Genomic DNA, 26,990 nt, shown 5'->3' with positions numbered 1-26,990 from the left:
GGGGGCCTTTTGGTAGGTGCTGTGGGCTAGTGCTTCACGACGCGCACTTGTTGCGTACCCGAGGTTGTCGTCAGGCGCACCACGTACACGCCCACCGGGTAGCGGCCCAGCGCGAGGGTGAGCTGCTGGCGTTCGCCGGCTGCTACGGGCGGGCCACTTTGCTGCTGCAACTGCCGCCCGGCCAGATCATACACGGTCAGGGTATATGCTTCGGCTTGCGGCAGCTGAAAGCTAACGTTGACCTGCTCGGCGAAGGGGTTAGGCACGGCCTCGAGCCGCGCGGCGAGCTTGCCCGTGCGCGCGGTGGCCAGTAGCGCTTGGCTGGCCAGCGTCGAGCGATTCTGCGCCGCGGCGGGGGCCAGCACCTCCAGGGCCGAGAGCTTGGCCGCATCCTGGCCCCCGTCGCTTTGCAGGGCCGACAAGTCCAGGTTGAGCACGCCATCCGTGACGACCACCGTGAACGTCTCCGTCGTGGCCGTAAAGGGCGCTACTTTTTTCAGGATGTCGTAGTTGTCCAAGAAGAGCTGGTTCTCGGCCCGCACGTCGAACACGCGCTGGCCCGGCTGGGTCCAGTAGGTTTCGGCAAAGTGTAGCACGACTTGATACGTGCCGTTCGGCACGCGCAGGCTGTAGCCAAAGGCCCCCTCGAAGCGTTCGGTCTGGTACAAGGCATCATCCGTCGTACCCGCAATCGGGCCACTGGTGGCGCCCGTGCGGCTGGGGCTGAAATACTGATCGGCGGCGAATGGTCCCCAGGTGGTCGTGAGAGCAGGTCCCCCGGCGTTAAGGCGGTAGAACACCTGCATGCCCGGCGTGACGGTCACCGTGACGGTGGCCGTCGTACTCCGGGCCGGGTTGCCGTCATCGGTGACGCGCACGGTGAGGGTGAACGGCGAGGCGGCTGTGCGCACGGCCGCGGCATTGGCCACTTGCAGTTGGTTGCCCACGAAGGCGAACGCCCCGTCCAAGTTACCGGCGGTAACGGCGTAGCTCAGCGTCTGCCCGGCATCCGGATCCGAGGCCACCACCGTGCCCACCAGCGTACCCGCCACGCTGCCCTCGGCCACCGAGAAGCTCTGGTTGGCAATGACCGGCGGCTGGTTGGGCCCGCTACTCGGGGCCAGCACCTCCAAGGCGGAAAGCTTGGCCGCATCGCGCCCGCCATCACTCGCCAGGGCCGATAAGTCCAGGTTGAGCACGCCGTCGGTGACGACCACCGAGAAGGTCTCGGTCGTGGCCGTGAAGGGCGCCACCTTGCGCAGGATGTCGTAGTTGTCGAGTACGAGTTGATTCTCGGCCCGCACGTCGAAGATGCGCTGACCGGGTTGCGTCCAGTAGAGCTCGGCAAAGTGTAGGACGACCTGATACGTTCCATTTGGGACGCGCAGGCTGTAGCCAAAGGCGCCCTCGAAGCGTTCCGTCTGATACAAGGCATCATCCGTCGTGCCCGCAATCGGGCCATTGTTGGCGCCCGTACGGCTGGCCGAGAAGTACTGGTCGGCGGCGAACGCACCGAAGCTCGTGTTCAGCGCTGGGCCCCCGGCATGGAGGCGGTAGAGCACCTGGGTGATAGGCGTGACGGTGACCGTGACCGTAGCGGTGCTGGTGAGGCTCGGGCTGCCGTTATCCTGCACCTGCACGGTCAAGGCGTAGGTGCCGGTGCTGGTGAGCACGGTCGCATTCACGACTTGCAGCTGGTTGCTCACGAAGGCGAAGGCCCCACTAGGGTTGCCCGCTGTAATAGCGTAGGTGAGCGTCTGCCCCGCATCGGGGTCGGTAGCCACGACCGTGCCGACCACCGTCCCCGCCGGCGAGCTAGCCGGTATCGAGAACGATTGATTGGCCACCACCGGGGCCTCATTGACATTGGTCACTTGGATCGTGAAGCTGGCCGAGCTAGTAAGCGTACCATCCGAGGCTTGCACGGTAATCGTGTGTAAGGTCGCCATTTCGTAGTCCAGCAGCGTGCCGTTGGCCACCGTGACGACGCCCGTGCTGGCGTTGATAGCGAAACGCCCGCCTGCGCTGTTGGTCAGCGCATAGGTCAGGGTGGGACTGTCGGCATCGGTCGCCGTCACCGTCAGGCCGACCAGCGCGCCGGCAGCGGCGTTCTCGGCCACGGAGTTAGGCGCCGGGTCCACATCAACCGGTACGGAGGGCGCGCCGTTGACGGCCTGTACTTGCACTTGCTTGGTAGCTGCGTTGCTGTTGAACGTACCATCATTCACCAGGAAGCGCACGATGCGAGTGGCCGTCGTGGGGGCGGCCGCGCTGTTGCGGTAACGCACGCTGCGTAGCACGGTCTGGTACTGGTCCACCGGCGCGGTGCCGGTCAGGGCAAGAATGCCGGTTGTGGCATTATAGGTGCCGGTGACGGCCGCGGTAGGGGTAAAGGTGAGCGCATCCTGATTGCTCACCAGGCCGCTGCTGATATTGACCGTGGCCGAGACTAAGTTTGGGCTGTCGGCATCCGTGAGCAGGAGGCCCGCGTCCACCACCGTGGCCACTTGCTCGGAGGCCGTAGTCGTGCCGGCGGTGGTGGTCACCACCGGAGCGAAGACCACCGTGAAATTGGTCGTGCTGGTGGCCGTGCCACTAGGGGTCGTCACACTCACCGGACCGGTGGTGGCACCAGCGGGTACGGTGGCCGTGAGAGTAGTGGCATTGACCACCGAAAAGCTCGTGGCAACCACCTCTTTGAAGCGTATGACCGTGGCCCCCGTCAGATTCGTGCCCGTAATGGTCACGCTGGTGCCCACTGCTCCGCTGGCGGGGGTAAAGCGAGTGATCGTTGGCGCAGGTGCGGCCAGGGTTTTGCTCGCCACATTACTGTTGTTGGTGCCATCATTGACCAAAAAGCTCACGGTGCGGTTGGCCGTTAGGGGAGCAGCCGAATTGTTGCGGTAGCTGACGCTGCGCAGTACCGCCTGCCATTGCGCTATCGTTGCTCCAGGACTAGGTGCATTCAGGGTTAGTAAGCCACTGGAAGCGTCGTAGCGGCCGGTGATAGAACCCGTAGGAGTGAAGGACAGCACGTCTTCACTGCTGACCAGCCCGCTGGTGATACCAACCTGAGCCAGAACCAACGTAGGACTATCGGCATCCGTGACGGTTAGGCCGGGGTCTACGGGGGTGGTGGTCTGCGGGGAAACCGTGGTGGCGCCAGCCGTGGTCGTGATAACCGGATTCGCGAGGACGGTAAAGCTGGCGGTGCTGGTCAACGTGCTCTGGGTGGTGGTTACTGTAAGGGGCCCGGTCGTGGCGCCAGCGGGGACCGCCGTCGCTACTTGCGTCGGGGAAAGGACCGCGAAGAAGGCAGCGGGCGTGCCGTTGAAGAAGACGCTGGTCACGAGGGGCGTACGGCCGTCTTCGGACACGAAGCCGATGCCTGTGATATCCACCCGGGTGCCGGGCCCACCGCTGGCAGGCGTGAACGTGAGCAGGGAAACCGCTTGGTTCAGGCGCACGCTCACCGTGTTGCTACTACTATTCGCGGTCAGCAGATCCAGGTCGTTGTCGCCATCCACATCGGCCACGGCTAGGTAGGGGGTATTACCGACGCTCACGATTTGGCTAGGACTCCCAAACGTGCCGCCGTTGTTGCGCCGCACGATTACCGTGCCGGCAGGATTGCTGCCGCTACCGAAACCGATACTGATACCGCCCGTGAGTAAGTCTAGGTCCCCGTCCCCGTCCACGTCGGCTACTACCAAGCTGCTAATAAAATTTCCCGAGCCAAGATTGATATCACTGCCGCTGAAACTGCCCGTTCCCGAATTAAGACGTATGCTCACGGTGCTGGTGATGTTGCCGTTAGCCGTGAGTAGGTCCAAGTTGCCATCCCCGTTCACATCGGCCACTATCAGTCGGCCAGGGTTGCTGCCGACGGATACCTCCAGCCCGCTGCCAAAGCTGCCCATGCCGTTACCTGGGCGCACGCTCACCGTATTACTGGTAAAGTTAGCCGTGAGGAGATCCAGGTTACCATCCCCGGTTACATCGGCAGCAGCCAGATTGATCGAGTTGCTACCGACATTCACCTCCGTTGTTCCACTGAAGCCCCCTTGCCCATTGCCAAGCCGAACGCTCACGGTGCTTTCGCCCCCGTTGGCGGCCAGGATATCGAGGTTCCCGTCTGCGTTTACATCGGCGGCCACTACACTAAAGCAGCGACTGTTTGCGGTTGTACCGATAGGCACGTCTGGGGCATTACTGAAACTGCCTCCCCCACTATTAAGGCGCACGCTCACGAAATTGGAGAGACTGTTTGCGGTTAGGATATCCAAATCGCCGTCCCCGTCTACGTCGGCGGCTACCACGCTCACAGGTTCACTGCCCACGGACACGTTTGGTCCATTGCTAAAGCCCCCTGTGCCATTGTTGAGGCGCACGCTCACGGTGCCGGTACCACTCCCTGGGCTCTGGTTAGCTGTGAGTAAGTCTAGGTCGCCATCGCCGTCTATATCGGCCGGTGTCACGCTCACCGGGGTGCCCGGTACGGTCAAGTCAGTGCCCCCGCCAAATGTGCCTGGCCCCACACCGGCCTGGGTGGTAAACTGATACACGCGGGGCGTAGCCGCCGTGCCGGTGCTGCTGCGCACCGTGGCCGGGGCCGTCACGAAGACCGTCTCGCCGGGCTTGAAGTCGGTGGTCGGGTTCACCGTGAGCGTGCTGCCGCTGGCCGCGTACGTGGCCGCTTTGCGCCCGCCGGCCTGCTGGGAAAATACGCGCACCTGACTGGCCGTGGTGGTGTTCAGCGTCTGGTTGTAGGTCAGGCGCACGTCGGTGCCGCGCGGGGCCACGTTGGTGTTACGCGCCGGGGTGGTGCTGGTGATCGTTAGTTGAGCCTGGGCCCCCAGGCTTAGCCCGAGCAGCCCGGCCAGCAGCCCTAGGCGGCCTAGAGGCCACCGCCGAGCGCAACTCGCAGATAAAGGTGTTGTCATGAAGGAAGAAGAGAAGGAGGGAGAAAAGAAATGAACGGTTCGGTGCAGTTGCCTGAAACGAAGATATTCTAGGCTTTTGCCTAGATCCTAACCAAGCACTACCCCTAAACAGGGGGGTGCCTCGCTTTTTTCATCCCCCTGTTTAGGGGTAGTGCTTGGCTTGCGCCAGGCGGCATGGCCCCCAACCTTTCGCCCACGCTCGCCCGTATTTCCTTTTCTGCTCTATGCTGCCGATCACACCGCTGCGCCTGGCCCTCCTAGAAGACGACCCCACCGTGCGCTAACTGCTGCACGGCTACCGCTGCCGCCAATCTGAGTTCGATTGCGTGGCGGTGGCCGGTTCGGTCGACGCCTTCTTGGTGCAGCTGCCTGACCTAGTGGCGCTGCCCCATCTGGTGCTGCTCGACAGTGGCCTGCCCGGCCTCAGCAGTATTGCGGCCTTGCCCCTGCTACGCCAGCTGCCCAACGCCGACTTCGTGCTGCAGACCGTGTTCGAGGATACCGACCGCATCTATCAGGCGCTGTGTGCCGGGGCCTCGGGCTATCTGCTCAAAAGCACCCCACCCGCCGACATCAAAGCCGCCCTGTTCGACGTGGCCTGGGGCGTCGTCCTCATGAGCCAGGCCGTCGCGCGTAAGGTGCTGGGCTATTTTAAACCTAGCCCCGTCGCCCCCACCACCGACCTGACCCCGCACGAGCGACAGGTGCTGGAAGGTTTGGTCGAGGGGCTGAGCGAAAAGCAGGTCGTCCTGCGCCTCGACCTAGCTCCCCAAACGGTCCACTCCTACAGCAAGCAACTCTACCGCAAGCTGCACGTGCGCAGCCGCGCCGAATTCGTGTGCCGCACCCTGCGCGACGGGCCGTTGACTTAGGTCCTCAAGACACACGCGTGCGGCTACGCAACAGGCAGCCTAACCCACGGCCACTTAGTTGGCAACTCCCTTGATGGGCCGTGACGATTCGCACAAACGGTGGTTTCGCTGAACGATCGAGGTGAGAAAACGCCTAGGCTCTACGCTAAAGCTGATTCTTTGTACTCCTAAAGCAAGCTTGTTGGTTCAGGAAAAGGAGGAGCCAGCCTAGACCAGACGTACATGAACCCTGCTTTGCGTTGACATTTCAGTGGATGCTGACCCTAGGTGGACTAGGCCTTGCCTCTGTTGCTGCGCATGTTCAGTGTTCGTGATGGCAAGGTCATTCCATGCACTAGGTGCTACTGTGTAAAAGTAGTCTCCAAGGAGAGCATCGGTCGACCAAAGATCTTTTGAAGGAGCGTCCAGTGTACCTGCGACGGGCCCGGCCGTCACCAAGCATCGGCTAAGCCTGTCGCGGGAGGTAGCGTAGCAGAAGGCGGATTGACCAGCAGGAGTACGAGCTTCTACCCCAGTTCTCGCGGCAGCTGGTAGTTCTAGTGGCTTGGCTTAGAAGCAGCCAATCTGTATCTTGTTGAAGGCCACTAATGATTCCTGCTATGAGCTTGCTATCCTCTCCGCTACGGCTTGGGGAGCTGGACATTGCTTCCCCCTACGACATCCTGTATCAAGCAGGCGAACTGCTGGCGCGGCGCAATGCCCGGGGTGAGCTTTTTCTCCGCGGCTTTCTGGCGGAAGTGGTCGTGACGTTGACCTTTTGCCAGTGGCAAGTAAGCCTGCCCCAATATAACCGGTACGTAGCGCCGCAACGCTTCACCCCGCAGGAAGCAGCCGAGCAGTTTGCGGATCTGGACGGGGAACGCTTACAGGCGCTGTTGGGCGGCTACGGCCGCACGGCGTACCAGCTGTTGGATCCACTCTATCCAGGCTTCACCGATCAGTTGCTGGCGCAGTTGCTACCCGAGCCGTTGCCGTTGGTGACCCGCCCTCGCCCGGCTGTGTACGATTTCGGCCGCGTGCTGCAGGCATATGGCGTTTCCTTGCACGTGGACGCTCCTGAGCCGCAGCTCGTATTTGCCGCCCCCACCGTCCCGCGAGAGTCCCCAACGGATGAGGAACTGGTGCTCGCCTGTGTGATCGTGTTCATGGCGCAACTGAATCTAACCCCTTGGTTGGCACACCTAGCTGCCTGCGAACCCGCGCGCGCGCTGACGCAGTTGCTTGGGGCCTTGGCCCGCGGCGATCTGCAGGAGCCAGCCTGGGGAGGCGTGATCCCGAAGCTGCTAGGCAGTGGGCGGGCCCAACAACGGGTGCGCGAGCGCCTAACAAGTCAACCTTGGCCCTTGAGCCTGCTGCTCCACCTGTTCGCGGAGGTCTATGCGGCGCCCGAGCGTCTCGAGCCCATTTACGCTCAACGAGCGCCCTTCCGGCTCCTGCGCACCGCCTTGGACCAACTACCGGCTGGGCCGCCAGACCCACCAGCGCGGCGCGGCACGTGGATAGCCAGCATTCTGGATGGTCTAGACGAGCTAACCGTACTCGCGGACGCACAAGGGAACGCAGTTGCTTCCCTGCGCTTCGCTCAGATGGGACAGCTCGTTCTACAGCAGCTACCCTGCCCAGCCGACCCTGCCCAAGCCGAAGCGTGGTTGGCGCGCGTGCAGGCGCAGGAACACCGGTGTAGCTGGAGTACACTCTCCCCCGAGCAGCCGTTAGACAAGGCCACGGTGTGGAGCTTTGGCGGTTATGCCGGCACCGTACGTCTGGCCACCCAGTCGTTCTGCGAGGCCGCTGCCACTTGGTACAGTCAAGGCCGGGTGAGGAATCAACTCTGGAGCGCCTCGGCCCACGCACTGGAGCGGCTGCGCCTAGGTCTGCGCCTGGGCTATGCTCTTAGTCAGCAACAGCCGCTCACGGCAGCAGAGGAGCAAGAAAACCAGCGCTATATGCTGACGTACCTGCTGGAGCACCTTCGCCAGGCGCAGCAAACGTTACTGGGTCAACTCGACCAGATCCGGCCTCCCCAGTCGGCGCTACCTAACTGGGCGGAGTCGATGATGGGCCCGCTTCCGGAAAGCGCGGAACACACGTTATGGGGACGAGAGGTGAGTTGGAGGCAGTCGGTCGTCGAGGCGCTACGTACCTACGGCTATGGGCCGCAGGTGCTACAACGTTTGGGCGAACTGGAAACGCTGTTGCACACGCAGCCAGAGAACGTGCGCTGGGAAGCGAATACGTCCGCTTACTGGGCCGAAGAAGACCACGTCTACCAAGATGTGCTGGCTGACTTGTTGTGGCAAGAATATCTGGGCTTGTTCAGCGCCCGTCACCACGAGGACGGGACCCCGGTCATTCCGCTGCCTGCTGAGCTGACAACAACAGCTGAGCGGCACGCCTACTACGAGGCGTACCTGACCGCGCACCCCGACGAATTTACCCCGCCCGGGGTGTTGAACCTGGCACCCACCTTGCGCTCCATGGCCGAGTGCCGGGCCGAGTATGAGTTTCTGCTAGATCAGCCCACTCTACCGGGGCGTACGCAAGCCTTGCAGGAGCTCCTGCAGGAGCCCGTTATGGCCCACCTCATCGGACGCGACTTTACGCCGGACCCTGCCCCGCAGGCAGGACGCTACACCCTCTACTGGCGTTATGAGCCCTTTCACCAGTACCCAGAGCCGGTGGGCAGCTGGGGCCAGCAACTGGGTCTGCACTTGTCACGCGTGTGCTTGAACGCGGCCCGTGACACAGGCTTCTTTTTCTACGACCTAGATCATAACCAATACATTCTGGGCCATGTGGCGGTGGTACGCAAGCAGCAGGGCCGCTGGCGGCTACACGAGGAGGAACCCAGGAAGGAAGATTATCAGCAGGGTGGTAATTGATAAAGGTATCCAGCCCGTCGTCGTGGTTGGAGGTGGTCTCGCGACAAGGGTCAGGTCTGGTCTGCCTCCTGAAACGAACGTCCTGAAACACTCGTTTCAGGAGATCTTTCCTGGAAAAGTTGATCCTTTTTCCTCCCGGAGAGTTGCAGCGCAAGACCAACGCAATGGTGTCCACCTTAACCGTCGTTTTCGAAGCGTATGAAATGACTTCCTCTACGCTTGGGCTCAGGAAATTCTGCTGCTTGACTGGTGCATAGTTCAGCTCCCCGCCTGCAGACGCTTGAGACAATTAAAACGGCGCCTGAAAAGAGGGTCACGTGAAATAGAGAACGGCCCCTTGCAGCAGCGTCAACAGCAGGGTAATGTCCCAGAAAGCGGCTTTGCGATTTTTATGGTGCAGCAGCCAAATAGCCGCCCATGCGCCAAGCGCCGCGCCCGGCAGCGTAACAAGGTGGAGCGTTTTTTCGGCAATGCGTTGCTGCTTTTGTTGGGCTTTCCGTTTATCCCAGGCTAAGAGCAGGAAACACAGTAGATTGAAGAAGAACAGGCAACTCAACAGTAGTTTCATGGTGCAGGAGGCAGGCTTTTCTGCTTAGGCTATTCGGCGTTTCGGCTGGGGTAGTCGCGGCACTGGTCTGAACCGCTTGGGCGGGCTCAAGAAGGGGCGAGGAAGGCGAGATACTAGTGGGTTGGCAGCTGAAGCGTGCACCGGCAGGGTCGCAAGTTATGGAACTGCGGTCAAGGAAAATGTCGGAAAGACAAAGGATCCTTTAAGCGTGATGCTTGGAACAAGCGTAAGTAGCAGACAAGGTAGAACGCGGTAGGTTGCAGCCGAGTATCATCGTGGCCCCGGCTAGCGCAGAATGGGTAATGTGTTTTGAGGAGGCATACCGCTCAGTAGAATAAATTCTTGGAAATATAGACTACTTTGCTGAGCCACATGCAGCAGTTAACAGGCTGCTTTTGTTCTCCGATTTGTCTTTCCACGCCTGACAAATGCGCTGTCAGTAAATCTCTCTTTCGTACGAAGTTTTATGATGACTGCTGAGCAAGAAAGGCAACAATGGGATGACTTTCGAGGAGGCGATCAGCAGGCATTCGCGCAACTGTTTTTGCGCTATTATGAGCGGCTCTTTACCTATGGATGTAAGTTAGCAGCAGACGAAGAACTCGTGAAGGACTGCTTACAGGAGTTATTTCAGAAGCTGTGGCAGCGCCGCCAGCATCTAGGGGCAGTAACTAGTCTGCAATCTTATCTATTTATCGCGCTACGTCGGCAGGTAGGGGATGCGCTCCAGCGCAGCAAAGCGCAGCAGCGGCTAGCTGCCGAACCCGAATTTGAGATTACTTACTCGCACGAAGATTTTTTGATCAGCGAACAGCTGTCGCAGGAGCAAAATGAGAAGCTACAGCGCGCGCTTAACAAACTGTCTAAGCGCGAGCGGGAAGCGCTCTACCTGAAGTTTTTTGATGGATTCTCCTATGAGAAGATTGCCGAAATCATGGGGGTGAACGTGCAATCCATTCGTAATCTCATCTACCAAGCCCTGCAAGCCCTGCGAAAGGTATTTGTGGCTGTATGGTTATTCCTACTCTTAGCTCACCACGGCTAAATAGGAAGTTTTATAAAAAAAATTAACATACTGGTAATAAGACATTTGTGTTCTTTTAGTGTATTTTATCTGAAAAAAGTTGCTGTCGGAACCAGTATAAAACGAGAGCTAGGTCGTCCTATTAACAAACGAGGGTTGCTTAGCCCTTTCTTGTTGCATGGACTACGACGACTATACCACCGAAGAGTTTGCTGCAGATGAGTCGTTTCAGGCCTATAGTTTGGGCACTGATGCGACGGCCAGGGAATTCTGGCTGAAGTGGCAGCAACAGCACCCAGCCAAAACGGCGGAGCTGAACGAAGCCAGCGAACTGGTACGCCTAGTAGCGGGGCAGCGGCGGCGGGTTGTGCCGATGGCCGTGCAGCAACAGGAACTCGCAAAGTTATTGCACGCTATCAACCAACCGCCGGCACCCCGGCCGTGGCGGTTACGTCTGCGTCATATACGCGTCATGGCGGCGACTCTCTGCCTGGTGCTCCTGGCTGGCGTAGGCTCCTGGCTGTTGCAAGGGCCGACCAAGCCGAGCCAGTTGGCGCGCTACACCACTCCTTTTGGCCAGCAGCGACGGATCACGTTGCCCGATGGTTCTGTGGTGGTACTTAATGGTAATTCAACCCTCGAAACGGCAGCCCGTTGGCCCCAAGCTGGGCGCCGCGAAGTTTGGCTAACTGGGGAAGCCTATTTCGAAGTAAATCACCTTGCTCCTAAGAGCGTACGCAACGTGGCCAGCGCGGCCTCTCGTTTGCAATTCCAGGTTCACGCAGGCGATGTAGATGTAACGGTGCTAGGTACTAAGTTCAACGTAAACAGCCGCGGCGAACACACGCAAGTAGTGCTTAACTCCGGCAAAGTGCAACTTGATCGGCACGCGGCTTTCCATACTGAGCATGTGCTGTTGAAACCCGGCGAACTGGCCGAGTATTCTGCTCCTGCTCGTAGTCTGGCGACAAAGACGGTCAACGCTAGCGCCTATTCATCCTGGACGCACGGCTACCTGACGTTTGATCATACGCCCTTAGCCGACATTATTCCTTTAATACAACAAACCTACGGGCTTAACCTCACCGTGACGGATAAGAACATGCTTCGCCAGCAAGTTACAGGCTCCGTTCCGAATGATAATGCTGAAGTATTGCTGTCGGCGCTGTCCAAGGCTCTGAACGTGAAGGTCTCACGTACCGGCAATCAAGTGCAGCTGCTCCCGCTCTAAGCGAGCTTAATAAGGTGTTTCCTCCTTCTAATACTTCTAAAGTTCCCGTTACTATGCCCTACTCTACTCCGTCGCTGCCAGCACTGGCTGTGGCGCTAGCTTGCTGGCCAGGCGGCGTTTCACAAGGCCAAAGCACACCTGCGTTTCTAGCCTCTCTGCCATCGCAACAACGGCGGGAGCAACTGCTTGTTCCCGCTGAAAAAAAGCAACCCTTAACTACCGTCTTACAGCAAATAAAAGTGCAGTATGGAGTTAGCTTTTTTTACCACAACCAAGCACTCGATAAATTGATGGTGCCTGCTAGCTTGCCAGAGTTTAAGACCTGGGAAGAAAAGCTGCAGTACGTGCTTAAGCTAAGCAATCTGCAGGTAGAAAAGCTCAGCGCCACTGTTTACGTACTCTCTGAGCCAGCTCCTTTGAGTGCACAGACGCAAACGATTGCGCAACCGATTTCTTTGGTGCCAACAAGCGCCAACGCGGGTCTACAAGACGTAACGGTCGCGGGCCGCGTAGTAGACGCAAAAGGCGCGGGGCTGCCGGGCGTGACGGTGGTGGTAAAAGGCACTTCCATTGGCACAGGCACTGGCGCCGACGGGAGCTTCACCATCCAAGCACCCGAGAACAGTATTCTTGTGTTCAGCTTTGTCGGCTTTACGCGCAAAGAAGTACCTATAACAGGAGCCACGAGCAACCTCGCTGTCACGCTGGCGGAAGACACTCAAGCGTTGAGCGAAGTGGTGGTGGTAGGGTATGGTGAGCAGAAAAAAGAGACCCTAACGGGGGCTATTGCCACTGTCGATCAGAAGATTTTCCAAAACCGCGGGGTCGTTGATAATCCGCTGGCGGCGTTGCAGGGCGTCGTGCCTGGGGTAATAGTGACGCGCACGGCCGCGGCACCCGGACGAGCCAATTGGAACTTCCAGATTCGTGGCGCTTCTTCCGTTAACGGTAGCTCGCCTCTGATTGTAGTAGATGGCGTGGCGCTCAGCGACCAGAACGCGCTGAATACCATCAACCCGAACGACATTGATAATATCTCCTTTCTGAAAGATGCTTCGGCTGCCATTTATGGGGCGCGCGCTGCGGGGGGCGTGGTGCTCATCACTACGAAGCGAGCCAAAGCCGGTAAAGTAACGGTGCAGTACGATGGCTCGGTATCGCAGAAGCGCATTGGTTTGCAACCTCAGTTACTTAACCGTCAGCAGTTTGGACAGGGATTGATCGACGCTACGACCAACGACAACTACGGCGTGCCGCGTACCGACTACATCTGGTACAAAATGGGGGTGGCTATGACTAATCCGCCTGCGTCAGGCTACCTCGACAAGGCTGGCGCCGCGCAGGTCGGCTTCAACGACGTGAACGACCTGCCTCTGTTCGATAACAGCTGGGTGGATGTGCTCTGGGGCCGTGCCACCTCAACCCAACATAACCTGAGTGTATCGGGACGGGGTGATAAAGCTGGTTACCGCGTGTCGCTGGGCTATTTGAAGGACAACAGCTTGCTAAAGTGGGGCAACAACTCCAATACCCGCTACAACATCCGCCTCACCCACGACTACCAGTTTACGGATAAGTTCAAGCTAGAAACCAACCTTTCACTGGAGCGCAACGACGTTATTCAGCCAACGTTGGTCAGCAGCGTACTCGGACAATACCAGCAGCCGGGCTTTCCGGTGAACACCATCAACGGCAAAGCCTATTCCTGGGGCACGCAGTACAGCCCCAACGCCCAGGCTGAGCTAGGGGGCGACACGAAGGAGACGAATAACCGCATCTTTACCAACTTCCGCCTGAGTTACGACTTCAACAAGCACTTGCGGGCCGTATCGACGCTCGGCTACAACTGGGCACTGTCGGAAATTGCGTCCCAGCAGAAGTCCATTCAGTGGTATAACTACACCGAAACTATTCAGGCGGCCGATAACCCTACCCGGCAAAACACCTTCTATGCGCGCCGCACCGTGCGTGATGCGTACGCCAACCTGAACGGCTTCCTGGAGTACACGAACACCTTCGCCGAAAACCATGCGGTGGGGGTGACAGCCGGCGTGAGCTATGAGCGCGACGAATACCGGGACTTCCGCACTCAAACCAACTTCCTGGCCAGCGACCTAGTGCCTTCGTTGAACCTAGGTATCGGCGACGCAACGACGCGCAGCAACACCGAAAGCCAGAACCACTATGCCATTGGTTCGTACTTCAGCCGCATCAACTACGCTTACCGGCAGAAGTACTTGCTCGAAGCCAACCTGCGCTACGACGGCACCTCAAAGTTCAACGCCGCCAACCGGTGGAAGTTCTTCTACGGACTGTCGGGCGGGTGGCGCGTGTCGGAGGAAGGGTTCATGAAGAACGTTTCGTTCCTGAATGAGCTGAAACTGCGCGGCTCGTATGGTGTGCTCGGCAACCAGAATGGCATCGGTCTTTACGACTACATCCAAACGCTGAGCGTGACGGCTACGTCCGGCCAAACGAGTTCGGGGTTCCCTATTTTAGGAGCTAACCCGGCCGTGCTAGTGGGGCCTACTTCTGGTTTAGTAAGCCTGAACCGCACCTGGGAAAAGGTAGAAACTTCCAACGTGGGCCTCGATTTCAGTGTCTTAAATCGTCGCTTGTCGATCAGCGGGGACTATTTCATCAAGCACAACCGCAATATGCTGCTGGATCAGACGTATCCGGCGGTGCTCGGTGCCACGGCGCCCAAGGCCAATATTGGCCACCTGAAAACCTGGGGCTGGGAGGCGTCTTTGCAGTGGCAGGACAAAGTTGGTGGTGTAAACTACCGCTTCGGAGGCAGCATCACCGATAACCAGAACCGGCTTATCAACTATGGCGGTGCCAAGGTGATCAATGCCGGCTACAACACGGCAGTAGAAGGCTCCCCAATCGGCTCCTATTTCGGGCTGGAATACGCGGGCCGCATTCAGACGGAGGAGCAGTTGGCCGCGTACCGGAAGCTAGCTGTTGGCAACAACATTGGCATGCCGATTACGAGCTACAACGCCGACGGCTCCGTCAATCCCAAAGCGCCCGGCGTGCGGCTCGGCGACAACATGTTCAAAGACCTGAACGGCGACGGCAAGCTCACCACCGACGACCTAAAATACATCGGGCGCGACGACCCACGCTACAGCTTCTCCTTCAACCTAGGTGCCGATTGGAAAGGCTTTGACTTCAACGCCATCTTCCAAGGAGTCGGGGAGCGGACGATCTTCCGCACGGGCGATTGGCGGGTGCCGTTTGGCTCCATATTTCAAGGTCAAACGAATTTCTGGTACGGCAACACCTGGACGCCCGAAAACACGAACGCCTACTACCCAAATTTGTCGGCTAACACCAACGGCGTGAACTACAACAACTACAACTACTACGCCTCCACGTGGTCGGTGCAGAACGGGGCGTACCTGCGGCTGAAAAACCTGGTGGCCGGCTACACGCTGCCCCAGTCGATTTCTAAGCGTGCCGGCCTGGAGCGGGTGCGGGTGTATTACGCTGGCAGCGACCTGTGGGAAACGACCAAAATTAAAGATGGCTGGGACCCCGAAGCTTCCCGCCTAGTCGGGCGCGACAATAACAACTCCACACCCTTTGAGCGCTACCCCTTCTTCCGCCTGCATACCCTCGGAGTTAACCTGACCCTCTAACGCCTATTTCCACACTCGCAATCATGAAAAACTTGCAAAAAACCTGCGTGCTGCTACTGGCGGGAGGGCTGACGCTGACGCAAACCAGCTGCAACGACGTGCTGGACCTAAAGCCTTTGGACGCTATTACCGACGTTTCGTACTGGCAAACGCCTAATGACTTCCTGTTGGCCGCCAATGCTTTCTACACCTATGAGCGCAACTTCGGGGAAGTAGCCTACGACGTAGTGCCCAACAGTACGACGGTCAACTACCACGCGGACTTCAACGCCGACCTAGGTTTCACGGGGGTAGCCAATACCACAAACGCCTACAGCCGCGGGCTGAACACCGTGCAGGTCACTGATAACAACTATAACACGGCCTACACGCGCATTCGCAACATCAACTACATGCTCGGCAAGGCGGCCACCTACACCAGCCCCGATGCTATCAAGCAGTACGTAGCGGAGGCTAAGTTTTTCCGGGCCTATGTATACTTCGATTTGCTGCAATACTACGGCGCCGTCCCCATCGTGGAGCAAACGCTGGCGCCGGGCGCGCCGGAGCTGCAACTGCCCCGCAACTCGCGCGACGAAGTGGTTAACTTCATCATCCGCAACCTGACGGAGGCCTTGCCGGATGTACCCGCCAAATCGGGGCAGCCGACCACCGACCTAGGTCGCGTGAACAAGGAAGTGGTGCAGGCGTTCCTGGGTCGGGTGACGTTGTACGAAGGCACCTGGCAGAAATTCAAAGGCAACGCCAGCCGCGGTGCCGAGATGCTGGATAAGTCGGTGACGGCTAGCAATGCCGTGATTACCAGCGGCGCTTACAGCTTGTTTGCGCCGGCGGTGCTCGGCGATTCGGCCCAGAAGTACATGTTCATTCTGGAGAACGAGAAGTCGAATCCGGCGAACTTGACCAAGACGGCCAACAACGAATACGTGCTAGCTAACCGCTACAACTCTACCCAGCGTCAGATCCGCAACAACATTTCGCGCCAGGGCAACAATATCATTCCGACCCGCAACTTCGCCAATCTGTACTTGTGCCGGGACGGGTTGCCAGTGGAGAAGTCGCCGCTGTTCCAAGGGTACGCCACGATAAAATCGGAGTACGTGAACCGCGACAACCGCATGCGCTACAACCTGAAAATGCCGGGGCGGGCTTACTGGTTTGGCGTGAACAATCCGCGCGTGGACTGGACTGGCGGCCCCGCTGATCTGAAGACAGCCAGTACGGCATCCTTCGACCCCACTATCAACAGCTCAACCGGTTACGCCAATCAAAAGTGGATTTCGGAGCGTGCCGTGGCCGATAACGAAGAAGGCTACGACTATCCGGTTATTCGCTACGCGGAAGTTTTGTTGAACTATGCCGAGGCGATATTTGAGAAGAACGGCTCCATCAGCGACGCTGATTTAGATAAATCATTGAACCTGGTGCGCCAGCGCGTAAACAAGTCCATGCCCAAGCTCAGCAATGCGCTGGTGAATAGCAACGGCCTGGATATGCGCACCGAAATTCGCCGCGAACGGACCATTGAATTGTACATGGAAGGTTTCCGGTTCGACGATCTAAAGCGCTGGAACACGGCGGTAAGTGTGCTGAGCCAACCGTTGATCGGCGTAAAGTGGACAGGCACGGAATACCAGACCAAGTGGCCCGTGAAAGCTTCTACTCCGAAAACCGCTAACGGCGAGCTAATTGTGGATGCCACACGCTCCTTTAGCGAAAAGAACTACTTGCTGCCCATTCCGTCGCAGCAGATCCAGCTAAATCCTAATCTCCAGCAGACGACGGGCTGGTAACTGCCTCTTTCTTGGATTTATACGTGAACGAGCCTGCCAGGATAATTCATTCTGGGAGACTTGCCGGGGGCTCGTTTGCTTATGCGAAAGCAGAAACGCGCTACGAAATACAGTTCGTCCAACTCCCACCATCCTATTTCCTGATCCATCATGAATCATTCTTCTACCGTTCTTTCGCCGGCGGCTGCGCTGGGGTGGTCTGGTAAGGCCGCCGCATTGCGCGCCAAGCTAGGTCTGCTGTTGGGGCTGCTCGTGTGGCTAGGTCCTTGGCAAAAAGCCTGGGCGCAGAATGGACTTCTCAACGATGATTTTTCCACTGGCAACACGTTCGGCTGGGTGTCGCCCAACGCGGGTGCCACGGCGAACCTCGTGAACGGCAAACTGGTGGTGACGCCGGTGAAGGTGAACACCAACAACTACCGCGGCGATTTTCAGCGGACCGGTGGCGCGATGTTTCACGCCGGCGCGTACCCCATCATTGCCGTGAAGTTTCGCAAGCCGCCACGCTGCAACATCTTCTTCGACACCAACCTAGGCTCGTACAACAACGGCAATAACAACGGCACTAAGCTGGAAACCGGCGACGAGGACGTGTTCTACTGGGATTTGTCGGCGGGCAAGCTAGGTACGACTACGCTCTCAACCACCCAGTCGACGGTGCTTTCCCTGTTTCAGTTTAAGCTCGCGGAAATCACCTACACGCAGGCCCAACTCGCGGCCAATGATTTGTCGTACCCAATCAGCTGGATCAAGAGCTTTCCTTCGGTGGCGGCCTTGCGGACCTCGGTAGGATTGCCGGCCACGCCGCCCACGCCCATCAACTTCACCGGGCCTTTTGTGCACCCTGGCATTTTGCACAGCACGGCCGACCTAGCCCGCATCAAGAATCAGGTGGCCAATAAATTCGGGCGGGTGTATGCTAGCTACCAGTTGTTGCTGAGCTCCAGCCGCGCTTCGGCCACGTACAGCAAAGCTGGCCCGTTCAAGTACATCACCCGCGATGCTACCCTGACCATCTCGACGCCCACGGGCAGCGTAAATGGCGGTACGGCGAAGAATGGGATTGAGAACGACTGCCTAGCGGCCTACTACAACGCCCTGATGTGGAACATCACCGGCAACGTGGCCCACGCTCAGAAAGCCGTTGAAATCTTGGATGCCTACGCCGACTTCACGGTGGGCATTCAGGGCGCCGACGCTGAGCTGAATGGGCTGTACGGCTTCATGTTCGCCAATGCCGCGGAGTTGATCAAGGCAACCTATTCGGCGTGGCCCGTCGCCAGCGTCACCAAGTGCCAAACCATGCTCAAGAGCGTGTTTTATCCCACGCTGCAAAACTTCCGACCCTGCGCGCACGGCAATTGGGACATCATCTGCATGAAAGGGCTGATGGCCATTGCCGTGTTCAGCGACGACAACACCATGTTCAACCGCGCCGCCAACTACTTCTACACCGGCGAAGGCAACGGCAGCATCGACAACTACGTGCTGACCGCCGACGGCCAGTTGCAAGAAAGCAACCGCGACCAGCCGCACACCATGCTAGCCATCGGTAGCCTGGCCGAAATTGGGGAAATAGGGGTGAAGCAGGGTATTGACTTCTATGGCGCCTCCAACAATGCCATTCTGCGCGGCTACGAGTACACCGCTCGGTACAACCTCGGCAACACCGTGCCCTACGTGACGGCCTATGACTACTGCGAGCGGAACTACACCGACCAAACGCCCGAGGCAATTTCGGCTAACGGGCGCGGCGACTTCCGGGCGGTGTTTGAAATTGCCTACAACCACTACGTGTTCCGCAAGGGCTTAACAATGCCCTTCACCTTGCAGGTGCTAGGTCGCGTAGGGCCGGAAGGAGCACCCGCGGGTGCAGACAATCCGGGCTACGGGTCGTTGCTGTTCTACCTAAATCCGGAGCCAAACTATCCTGTCGTCACGAACCCCGTGGATCCCAGTGCGGGCCTGATCAACGACAACTTCACTACCGGCCCCGACGGTTGGGTAACGGCTACCACCGGCTCCACGGCTGTGGTAGAGAATGGCCAATTGAAGATTACGCTTGCCACGCAACCCAACGGCAGCAAGCGTGGCGACATCAAGCGCTCGGCCGGGGCGGTGCTCTACCCACCGAATTACCCCATTCTGGCCGTTAAAATGACCAAGCCCGCCGTGGGCAACGTGACGCTGGACACGAACCTAGGTTCGTACGGCAACGGCGCCAACAAGTGGACCGGCAAGATTGGCGACGACATTTACTACTACGATCTGCGCCTGACCGGTTTTGGCGCCGGCCCCACGTTCCCCTCGACCACAGCGCCCACCACGTTGTCGACCTTTCAGTTCAAAGTGGCCGACATCACCTCCGGCGAAGCTAGCTACAGCATCGATTGGGTGAAAACAGCCAAGAATGTGTCGGAGCTGACGGAGGTGATAATGAGCGCAAAAGCTAACCAGACCAAAGACGCCGCCAGTCTGCTGGTGTACCCAAATCCCAGCGCCGGCAAGTTCTGGGTGAGTCTGCAAGAGAAGTTGCAAGAAGGGGCCACGCTCAGCGTGTACTCGCTGGTAGGCAGCAAAGTTCTTTCGCAGCGCCTGACCGCAAATGCTCAAACTATCGACTTAAGTCAGGTGCCCGCCGGCGTGTACCTGCTCCGGCTCACGAACGGGCAGCAGACGCTCACGCGCAAAATCGTCCGGCAGTAATACGCTTTTGCTAGCAGCGGAGCAGGCCCGTTCAGCCGCTCCGCTGCTAGGGCTAGCTTTCCTGAAAGCATCCGAAAAAGCTAGCTAATCCGGCCCGCAGCCACCCTGCTCGGCCGCGCTTTACTTCCTCGTTTTCTCTATGATTTTCAACCTGCTTTTCACTCCTAACGCTAGCTCTTGGCTAGGGAAAAGGCTGCTACTCGTGGCTGCCTGTCTCGCTGTTGATTCCGCTGCTTACGCGCATGCTAGCTTGCCAACGGTCGCCGAAACCACCGTGCATTCGCCCGATGGTAAAGTGGCCGTGACGGTGTATCAGCGCGAAACGGCGCCTGGTAAGCGCCAGCTCTACTACCATGTAGAATACGATAAGCTGCCCGTGGTGCTGGAGTCGGCCCTCTCTGTCGACGTCGACAACCATTTGCTGGAGCTGGCCATGGCTTATCCGGTGGGCAAAAGCGCGCATTGGAGCGAGACCCTGACGGTGAAGCGCACCACTGTCACCCGCCGCGACACTGCCTGGACGCCTCTCTACGGCGAGCGGAGCCAGATTCCGGACCACTACGAGCAGGCCGAGTTAGAAATGGAAAAGGCCGACAACGACAAGTACCGCGTGAACCTGCAAGTACGCGCTTACAATGAGGGCGTGGCCTTCCGCTACTATTTCCCCGAGCATACCGGGGGCATGTACTTCCACATCACGGCCGAAAACGACGAATTTACGCTGCCCGAAGGCACCAAAGCCTACTTCACCAATTGGGCCCAAGGGCCGTACCAGGCGCTGCCGCTCAAAGACTGGCCCGACCAGAGCGAACGGCCCCTCACGCTCGCCTTGCCCAACGGCCTCTACGCTAGCCTCTGCGAAGCTAGCCTCACCGACTACACCCGCACCAAGTTCGCCCTCAGCCCCACCAAGCCCAACACGATTATCACGGCCCTCTATGGCGCGGTGGATGCCCTGCCGCCTGTGCGCACGCCCTGGCGCGCCATCCTGGTTGGCCGGCGGCCGGGGCAATTGCTCGAAAACAACTACCTGCTGCTGAACCTGAACGAGCCCAGTAAGCTCAAGGATACCAGTTGGATCAAGCCCGGCAAAATCATGCGCGACATCGTGCAGAGCACCGATAACGCCCTCGCCTGCATCGATTTTGCTGCTGCGCACCAGATGCAGTACATCCTGTTCGACTCGAAATGGTACGGCCCGGAATACCTCACGGCCTCCGATGCTACCAAGGTGAAGGCTGGGCTGGATATGCCGGCCATTATTAAATACGGTCAGGAAAAGGGCGTGGGCGTGTGGCTCTACGTCAACCAGAAAGCCCTGGCCCGCCAACTCGACGAGATTCTGCCGCTCTATAAAAAGTGGGGCGTGGTGGGCGTGAAATACGGCTTCGTGCAGGTCGGCTCGCAGGGCTGGACCAAGTGGCTGACCGAAGCCGTACGCAAAGCCGCCGATAACGGCCTGCTGGTGAACATCCACGACGAGTACCGCCCCACCGGCACCAGCCGTACCTACCCCAACCTGCTCAACCAGGAGGGGATTCGGGGCAACGAGGAGTTTCCCGACGCCACCCACAACGTGACGCTGCCCTTCACGCGCTACCTAGCCGGCGCGGCCGATTACACCATCTGCTACTACGACAAGCGCCTCAAAACCACCCACGCCCACCAGCTGGCCATGGGCGCGGTGTACTACGCGCCCCTCCAAACTCTGTTTTGGTACGACAAGCCCAGCGCCTACCAGGACGAGCCGGAGGTGGAGTTCTTCGAAAAAGTGCCTACCACCTGGGACGAAACCCGCGTGGTGCAGGGCGAAATCGGGCAGTACATCACCGTGGCCCGGCGCAAGGGCCGGGACTGGTTCGTGGGCACGCTCACGAATAACGACGGGCGCACGCTGAAGCTGCCGCTCAACTTTTTGCCCAAAGGCCAGCAGTACTCCGCCTCCATCTACTCAGACGACCCGTCGGTGAACACCCGCACGCATGTGGCCATCAAGCGCGTGAAAGTGAAGGCCAGCCAGACGCTCGACGTGAAGCTGCTGCCTTCGGGTGGGCAAGCTATTTGGCTCACTCCTAGCAAGTAACGAAGGGTCTGCCAGATGAAAATTCATTTTTATATCGTGTGTTTGCTGCTGGGAGCTAGCCTAGCTACGCAGGCGCAAGGCAAGCAAGCCTATTCTGCTTCGTCGCCCGATGGGAAGACGTGGGCGGAGTTTGTGGTAGATGCGCAAGGCCGTCTCACGTACCGCGTCAACTACGACGGTCGGGCAATCGTGTCCTCTTCGGCGCTAGGCTTCGACCTTGATGGTCGGCAAGTCGGCACCAATACCACCGTGCAAAATGCCACCCGACGCACTGTAAACGAAACATTTGCGTGGCCGCTAGGGGAGAATGACCATATCCAAAACCAATACCAAGAGCTAGACCTAGCCCTGAAATCGGCGGGGGTAATGCTGCACTTGCTTGCCCACGTGTACGACGGCAGTTTGGCGTTTCGCTACGTGTTGCCGGCTCAAGCTGGCCTGAGTAAAGCTGTGATGCGCAAGGAAAGCACCGAGTTCAACCTCACGGATCTTTACTCTATCTACCAGTACCACCACGAGTCGGTGTTTACGCCAACGCGGGTAGATTCCTTAACCACAACCTGCGACTTCCCGGCCACGCTCGTCAGCGACAAAGCTTACCTAAGCATCGGGGAGGCTGCCAACGACAACTTTACCAAGGCCGAACTGCAACGCGGCAAGGCGCCGCGCAGCCTAGCCGTAGCCTTTGCCCGCGACACCGCCGTGCAGGTGGCCTTACCATTTCAAACACCGTGGCGTACCATCAGCGTGGCGCGCACGGCTATCGGCTTGCACCAGTTCAGTGAGTTGAACCTGAAGCTCAACCCCGCGCCCGCGGGTGGCGTGCCGTCCGGCTTGATGCCGGGCAAGGTGATGCGGGCCCAACTCAATACCCAAAGCGGGCTCGACTGCATCAACCTCGCTGCTCGCCTCAACTTCCGCTACATTCTGTTCGATGCCGGTTGGTACGGGCCGGAGCGTGCCCTTACCTCGGACCCGACCGTCGTGATTCCGGCCATTGACTTGCCGAAGGTGATTCAATATGGCAAGGAGAAAGGCATCGGTGTTCTGCTGTACGTCAACTACATCGGCCTGCAAAACTACCTCGACACCATCCTGCCGCTCTACAAGCAGTGGGGCGTGGCCGGGCTGAAATTTGGCTTCGTGGATGGCTTCTCCCAAAAGGGTGTTACGTGGCTAGCAGGCGCCATCAAGAAAGTAAACGCCGCCGGCCTGATCCTCAACATCCACGACAACTACAAGCCTACGGGCCTGAGCCGCACCTATCCCGCGTTGTTCACGCAAGAAGGCATCCGCGGCGACGAGAACAGCCCCGACGCATTTCACACCACCACCTTGCCCTTCACTCGCTTCCTGGCCGGGCCGGCTGATTTCACCTATTGTTACCCGAACGCCAAGAACAGCTACAGCAAGAACCTGAAGGTGAGCATGGCCCAGCAGCTCGCCCTAACGGTGGTGTACTTCAGCCCGTTGCAAGCCATTTTCTGGTACGGCCGCCCCAACGAGTACACCAACGACGCGGAGATTGAATTCTTCAAGTACGTGCCCACCGTCTGGAATGAGTCGCACTACCTAGCTGGGGAAATTGGACAAAATATCAGCGTGGCTCGCCGCCACGGCCAAACGTGGTTTGTGGGCAACGTGGCCGGAATGCAGCCGTGGCAAAGCAGCATCAAGCTTGACTTTTTGCTCAAAGGTGCCCACTACACGGCTACCGTGTACGAAGAGGACGGCCAGGGCAGCATTGCCAAACGAACGCTGGACGTGCAAAAGGGCGATGCTTTCGCCTTCAACCTGCCCGCCAAAAGTGGTCAGGCCCTTATCCTAGAAGCCAAGAAGAACCCATGAGTGAGTTGACAAGGAAAGTTGCCAGAGGCCTAGCTAGCCTAGTGTTTATACTAAGCGCTGTTTCTGGTATAGGGGCCCAAGGCTTTGTGCATCCGGGTTTGCTACACAGCCAAGAGGACCTCGACCGCATGAAGCGGGCCATTGCCGCCAAGCAGGAACCCATCTACGCGGGCTACGAGGTGTTTCGGCAAAATCCTGCCTCCCAGGCCACGTACGCCATGCAAGGGCCGCTGGCCATGGTCGGTCGCAATCCGACTGTGGGCTCGGCCGCCTACGACGCCGACGCCAATGCCGCCCATCAAAACGCGCTGATGTGGTGCCTGACCGGCGACCATGCTTACGCCGACAAAGCCATAGCGCTGGTGAATGCGTGGTCGGGTACGCTCACCAGCATCACCGGGCGCGACGCGGTGCTTATGGCGGGGCTAGGTCCTTTTAAGATGGTGCAGGCCGCGGAACTGCTGCGCTATTCCAAGGCAGGCTGGGCAGAAGCCGACATCCAGAAAACCGAGCGACACTTCAGGGAGGTCATTTATCCGGTGCTGCGGGAATACGCGCCTTTTGCGAACGGCAACTGGGACGCAGCGGCCACAAAAACGGTGATGGCCATCGGCATTTTCTGCAACGACCGCTCTATGTTCGAAGATGCGCTGCACTACTACGTGAACGGCTGGGGCGACGGGCGCCTGACGCATTACATCATCAACGAAACCGGCCAGGGGCAGGAGAGTGGCCGCGACCAAGCGCACGCTCAACTCGGCATCGGCATGCTAGCCGAATGCAGCGAAATGGCTTGGCACCAAGGGCTTGACCTCTACGGCTACGCCGACAACCGCCTCCTTAAAGGCTTTGAGTATGCGGCCAAGTACAACCTAGGCCACGACGATATGCCCTTCGTAACCACGCTCGACCGCACGGGCAAGTACTTCCACCAGAAGATTTCCACGCAGGCCCGCGGTCAGCTCCGGCCCTTGTACGAGCAGGTGTACAACCACTACGTGCACCGTCGTGGCCTCGCGGCGCCCTTCACCCAGCAAGCCGCCGAGAAGCTACGCCCCGAGGGACCCGGCAAACCCGGCGCTGATCACCCCGGCTACGGCACGCTCTTTTACACCCGCTCCGCCGAAAAAGCTAGCCTAGCCACAACCAAACCCACTGCTCCCGGCGCGCTGGTAGCACAAGGGCAGTCTACGGGCGTGGTGCTGACCTGGGTGGCTGCCGTGGGTGCCACCAGCTACACCGTGAAGCGTGCTACGAAACCCGGCGGACCTTATGCGGTAGTCGCGCAGCGCCTCGCCACACCTAGCTATACAGATAAAGCTACCAAGCCCGGTGCGCTCTACTATTACACCGTTGCGGCGAGCAATGCATCGGGCGAGAGCCCCAATGCTTATGAAGTCGGCAGCAGCGCCGGCTTGCCCGCACAGTGGAAACAGCAGGATGTTGGACCGGTAAAAGTGGCCGGCTCCACCTTCTACGACGGCAAGCAGTTTCGGCTGGAAGGTGCCGGCAGCCGCATCGATAGCACCAGCGACCAGTTTCAGTTTGCCTACATGCTGCTGAAAGGGGATGGGATTATTACGGCCCGGTTTGTCCCGCAGGTCAGCTCCCAATTTTCGCAGCTCGGCCTGATGATGCGCGAAGGGCTGACCACCGATGCGCCGCACGCCTCGTTGCTGCTAGCCCCGCAGAAAACTGGCGAGATTGAAATGCCGAGCTGGACCATCAGCCTCGTCACGCGGGAGGCGAAGGGTGGCCCGACAGTGGTGCGCCACCGCAGCGAACCACTGGCCGAACCGGCCGTGACGTTCGGCCGCCTAGTGGGCTACTATTGGTTGCGCCTCGAACGCAAGGGCAACACTGTCACCGGCACCATCTCGCCCGATGGCAGAACCTGGACACCTGTTGGGAGCATCAGTACCACCCTCAAGAAAGACATGTACGTGGGCCTGCCTGCTTGTTCGCGCCTGACGACGGTGAGCACGACAGTGCGCCTAGATAACGTGTCGGTAACGGGCTGGAAACCTAGCTTATAAGCCTTGCGGCTAGCCCCGGCTTGCACTGGCAGGTCCGCTCAGTTGAAAAATTTAGTTACGCCATTTGCTGTATGTCCAAGCGCTTTTGCCTTTCTGCTTCCCTGCTTTCCTTATTGCTGCTTGGTGGCCTAGCACCTAGCTGCGCGCCCAAAATGAAGCCAGCGCAGGGCACATCCGCAGCTGCTACGCCGAGCTTCAGGGTGGAAGAGCAGCTAGCTTACTGCGCCGCGCAAGCCCGCAAAACAGTAGCGCAAACGGCCGATTACACGAAGCTGCCGCGCCGCATCAGCGCCGGCAAAAACCAGTGGGAGTACGTGGACCGCGAAGACTGGACCAGCGGCTTCTGGCCCGGCACGCTTTGGTATCTCTACCAGCAGCAGCCTACTGGTTTCTGGAAGGAAAAAGCAGAAGGATTCACCCAGAACCTAGCTCCCGTGCTCGACCACCAGACTGTGGACCATGACCTAGGGTTCATGTTCTATAGCAGTTACGGCAACGGCTACCGCCTCACGAAAGACCCCGCCTACAAACAAGTATTGCTGCGCGCCGCCGACTCGCTGGCTACGCTTTTCAACCCTAGGGTGGGCACCATCTTGTCGTGGCCGCGCATGGTGAAACAGATGGGATGGCCGCACAACACCATCATGGACAACATGATCAACCTGGAACTGCTGTTCTGGGCTAGTAAGAATGGCGGCCGTAAGGAGCTCTACGACATGGCCGTGAGCCATGCCCGCGTGACGAGTCAGCACCACTTTCGCCCCGATGGCACGAGCTACCACGTGGCCGTGTACGACGATAAAACCGGTCAGTTTCTGAAGGGCGTGACTCACCAGGGCTACGCCGATAACTCGATGTGGGCGCGCGGGCAGGCCTGGGCCATTTACGGCTTCACCATGTGCTACCGCGAGAGCCGCGAGCCGGAGTTCCTGGACCGGGCGCGCAAATCGGCGGATGTGTTCATCCGGCGCCTGCCCGAAGACCAGGTACCGTACTGGGACTTCGACGCTCCTGATATACCCCAAGCTCCGCGTGATGCCTCCGCGGCTGCCATTGTCGCCTCGGCGTTGCTGGAGCTCTCGACGCTAGTGCCCGACCAAAGCGCGGCTCAGGGCTATCGTCGGCAGGCAGAGAAGATGCTCGCTACGCTTTCCTCGGCCCAGTATCAGGCCCGCAACCAGAGCCCGGCTTTTCTGCTGCACTCGACCGGGCACAAGCCCAACGGCACCGAAATCGATGCCAGCCTCAACTACGCCGACTACTACTACCTGGAAGCGTTGCTGCGCCTGCAGAAGTTGCAGCAGGGTAAGCCTTTATAAACTAGAATACTACAATGAGTAATTCTCTTTCTGCGCGC

At 58.9% G+C, this 26,990-nt stretch carries 13 protein-coding genes; 11 read left to right on the top strand and 2 right to left on the bottom strand.

The window, feature by feature from the left end:
- Nucleotides 1–26: 26 nt before the first annotated feature.
- The gene (locus SD425_RS29110; RefSeq protein WP_324680719.1) at nucleotides 27–4,943 is read right to left on the bottom strand and encodes a malectin domain-containing carbohydrate-binding protein; all 4,917 of its coding nucleotides are present in this window, start codon (nucleotides 4,941–4,943) and stop codon (nucleotides 27–29) included.
- A gap of 284 nt (nucleotides 4,944–5,227) precedes the next feature.
- Here SD425_RS29110 and SD425_RS29105 point away from each other — a divergent pair, with 284 nt between their 5' ends.
- Complete coding sequence (locus SD425_RS29105) at nucleotides 5,228–5,815, top strand: response regulator transcription factor (protein WP_324680752.1); 588 nt, start codon at nucleotides 5,228–5,230, stop codon at nucleotides 5,813–5,815.
- A gap of 599 nt (nucleotides 5,816–6,414) precedes the next feature.
- On the top strand, nucleotides 6,415–8,697 hold the full coding sequence (locus SD425_RS29100; protein WP_324680717.1) for a hypothetical protein: 2,283 nt from the start codon (nucleotides 6,415–6,417) through the stop codon (nucleotides 8,695–8,697).
- 313 nt (nucleotides 8,698–9,010) lie between these two features.
- Here SD425_RS29100 and SD425_RS29095 read toward each other — a convergent pair whose 3' ends face one another.
- Nucleotides 9,011–9,265, bottom strand: coding sequence for a DUF1294 domain-containing protein (locus tag SD425_RS29095; RefSeq protein WP_324680715.1), 255 nt, complete (start codon nucleotides 9,263–9,265; stop codon nucleotides 9,011–9,013).
- Nucleotides 9,266–9,731: 466 nt separating this feature from the next.
- Between SD425_RS29095 and SD425_RS29090 the strand changes: the two genes are divergently transcribed.
- The 9 genes from SD425_RS29090 to SD425_RS29050 all read left to right on the top strand — a co-directional run bounded on the left by SD425_RS29090 (nucleotide 9,732) and on the right by SD425_RS29050 (nucleotide 26,952).
- Complete coding sequence (locus tag SD425_RS29090) at nucleotides 9,732–10,310, top strand: sigma-70 family RNA polymerase sigma factor (protein ID WP_324680713.1); 579 nt, start codon at nucleotides 9,732–9,734, stop codon at nucleotides 10,308–10,310.
- Between the two features lie 157 nt (nucleotides 10,311–10,467).
- Entirely contained in the window at nucleotides 10,468–11,520 is a 1,053-nt protein-coding gene (locus SD425_RS29085) for a FecR family protein (protein WP_324680711.1), read from the top strand.
- A 53-nt stretch (nucleotides 11,521–11,573) separates the two neighbouring features.
- The gene (locus SD425_RS29080; protein ID WP_324680709.1) at nucleotides 11,574–15,167 is read left to right on the top strand and encodes a TonB-dependent receptor; all 3,594 of its coding nucleotides are present in this window, start codon (nucleotides 11,574–11,576) and stop codon (nucleotides 15,165–15,167) included.
- Nucleotides 15,168–15,190: 23 nt separating this feature from the next.
- Nucleotides 15,191–16,960, top strand: coding sequence for a RagB/SusD family nutrient uptake outer membrane protein (locus SD425_RS29075; protein ID WP_324680707.1), 1,770 nt, complete (start codon nucleotides 15,191–15,193; stop codon nucleotides 16,958–16,960).
- 150 nt (nucleotides 16,961–17,110) lie between these two features.
- Nucleotides 17,111–19,666: a DUF4979 domain-containing protein gene (locus SD425_RS29070; protein ID WP_324680705.1), complete on the top strand. Its 2,556-nt coding sequence runs from the start codon at nucleotides 17,111–17,113 to the stop codon at nucleotides 19,664–19,666.
- Nucleotides 19,667–19,805: 139 nt separating this feature from the next.
- Complete coding sequence (locus SD425_RS29065) at nucleotides 19,806–21,749, top strand: glycoside hydrolase family 97 protein (RefSeq protein WP_324680703.1); 1,944 nt, start codon at nucleotides 19,806–19,808, stop codon at nucleotides 21,747–21,749.
- A 15-nt stretch (nucleotides 21,750–21,764) separates the two neighbouring features.
- On the top strand, nucleotides 21,765–23,597 hold the full coding sequence (locus SD425_RS29060; protein WP_324680701.1) for a glycoside hydrolase family 97 protein: 1,833 nt from the start codon (nucleotides 21,765–21,767) through the stop codon (nucleotides 23,595–23,597).
- A gap of 41 nt (nucleotides 23,598–23,638) precedes the next feature.
- Nucleotides 23,639–25,633, top strand: coding sequence for an alginate lyase family protein (locus SD425_RS29055; RefSeq protein ID WP_324680699.1), 1,995 nt, complete (start codon nucleotides 23,639–23,641; stop codon nucleotides 25,631–25,633).
- A gap of 152 nt (nucleotides 25,634–25,785) precedes the next feature.
- Nucleotides 25,786–26,952: a glycoside hydrolase family 88 protein gene (locus SD425_RS29050; RefSeq protein WP_324680750.1), complete on the top strand. Its 1,167-nt coding sequence runs from the start codon at nucleotides 25,786–25,788 to the stop codon at nucleotides 26,950–26,952.
- Nucleotides 26,953–26,990: the final 38 nt, after the last annotated feature.

Origin of the sequence: Hymenobacter sp. GOD-10R (assembly GCF_035609205.1) — a bacterium.
Taxonomy (GTDB): Bacteria; Bacteroidota; Bacteroidia; order Cytophagales; family Hymenobacteraceae; genus Hymenobacter.
Note: the sequence above shows the minus strand (reverse complement) of the source record. Positions and strands in the feature narration are given on the sequence as shown.

Bases quoted from the DNA above. Each gene is read 5' to 3' on its own strand.
- SD425_RS29110 (WP_324680719.1), bottom strand. From the start codon at position 4,943: ATGACAACACCTTTATCTGCGAGTTGCGCTCGGCGGTGGCCTCTAGGC.
- SD425_RS29100 (WP_324680717.1), top strand. From the start codon at position 6,415: ATGAGCTTGCTATCCTCTCCGCTACGGCTTGGGGAGCTGGACATTGCT.
- SD425_RS29095 (WP_324680715.1), bottom strand. From the start codon at position 9,265: ATGAAACTACTGTTGAGTTGCCTGTTCTTCTTCAATCTACTGTGTTTC.
- SD425_RS29090 (WP_324680713.1), top strand. From the start codon at position 9,732: ATGATGACTGCTGAGCAAGAAAGGCAACAATGGGATGACTTTCGAGGA.
- SD425_RS29085 (WP_324680711.1), top strand. From the start codon at position 10,468: ATGGACTACGACGACTATACCACCGAAGAGTTTGCTGCAGATGAGTCG.
- SD425_RS29080 (WP_324680709.1), top strand. From the start codon at position 11,574: ATGCCCTACTCTACTCCGTCGCTGCCAGCACTGGCTGTGGCGCTAGCT.
- SD425_RS29075 (WP_324680707.1), top strand. From the start codon at position 15,191: ATGAAAAACTTGCAAAAAACCTGCGTGCTGCTACTGGCGGGAGGGCTG.
- SD425_RS29070 (WP_324680705.1), top strand. From the start codon at position 17,111: ATGAATCATTCTTCTACCGTTCTTTCGCCGGCGGCTGCGCTGGGGTGG.
- SD425_RS29065 (WP_324680703.1), top strand. From the start codon at position 19,806: ATGATTTTCAACCTGCTTTTCACTCCTAACGCTAGCTCTTGGCTAGGG.
- SD425_RS29060 (WP_324680701.1), top strand. From the start codon at position 21,765: ATGAAAATTCATTTTTATATCGTGTGTTTGCTGCTGGGAGCTAGCCTA.
- SD425_RS29050 (WP_324680750.1), top strand. From the start codon at position 25,786: ATGAAGCCAGCGCAGGGCACATCCGCAGCTGCTACGCCGAGCTTCAGG.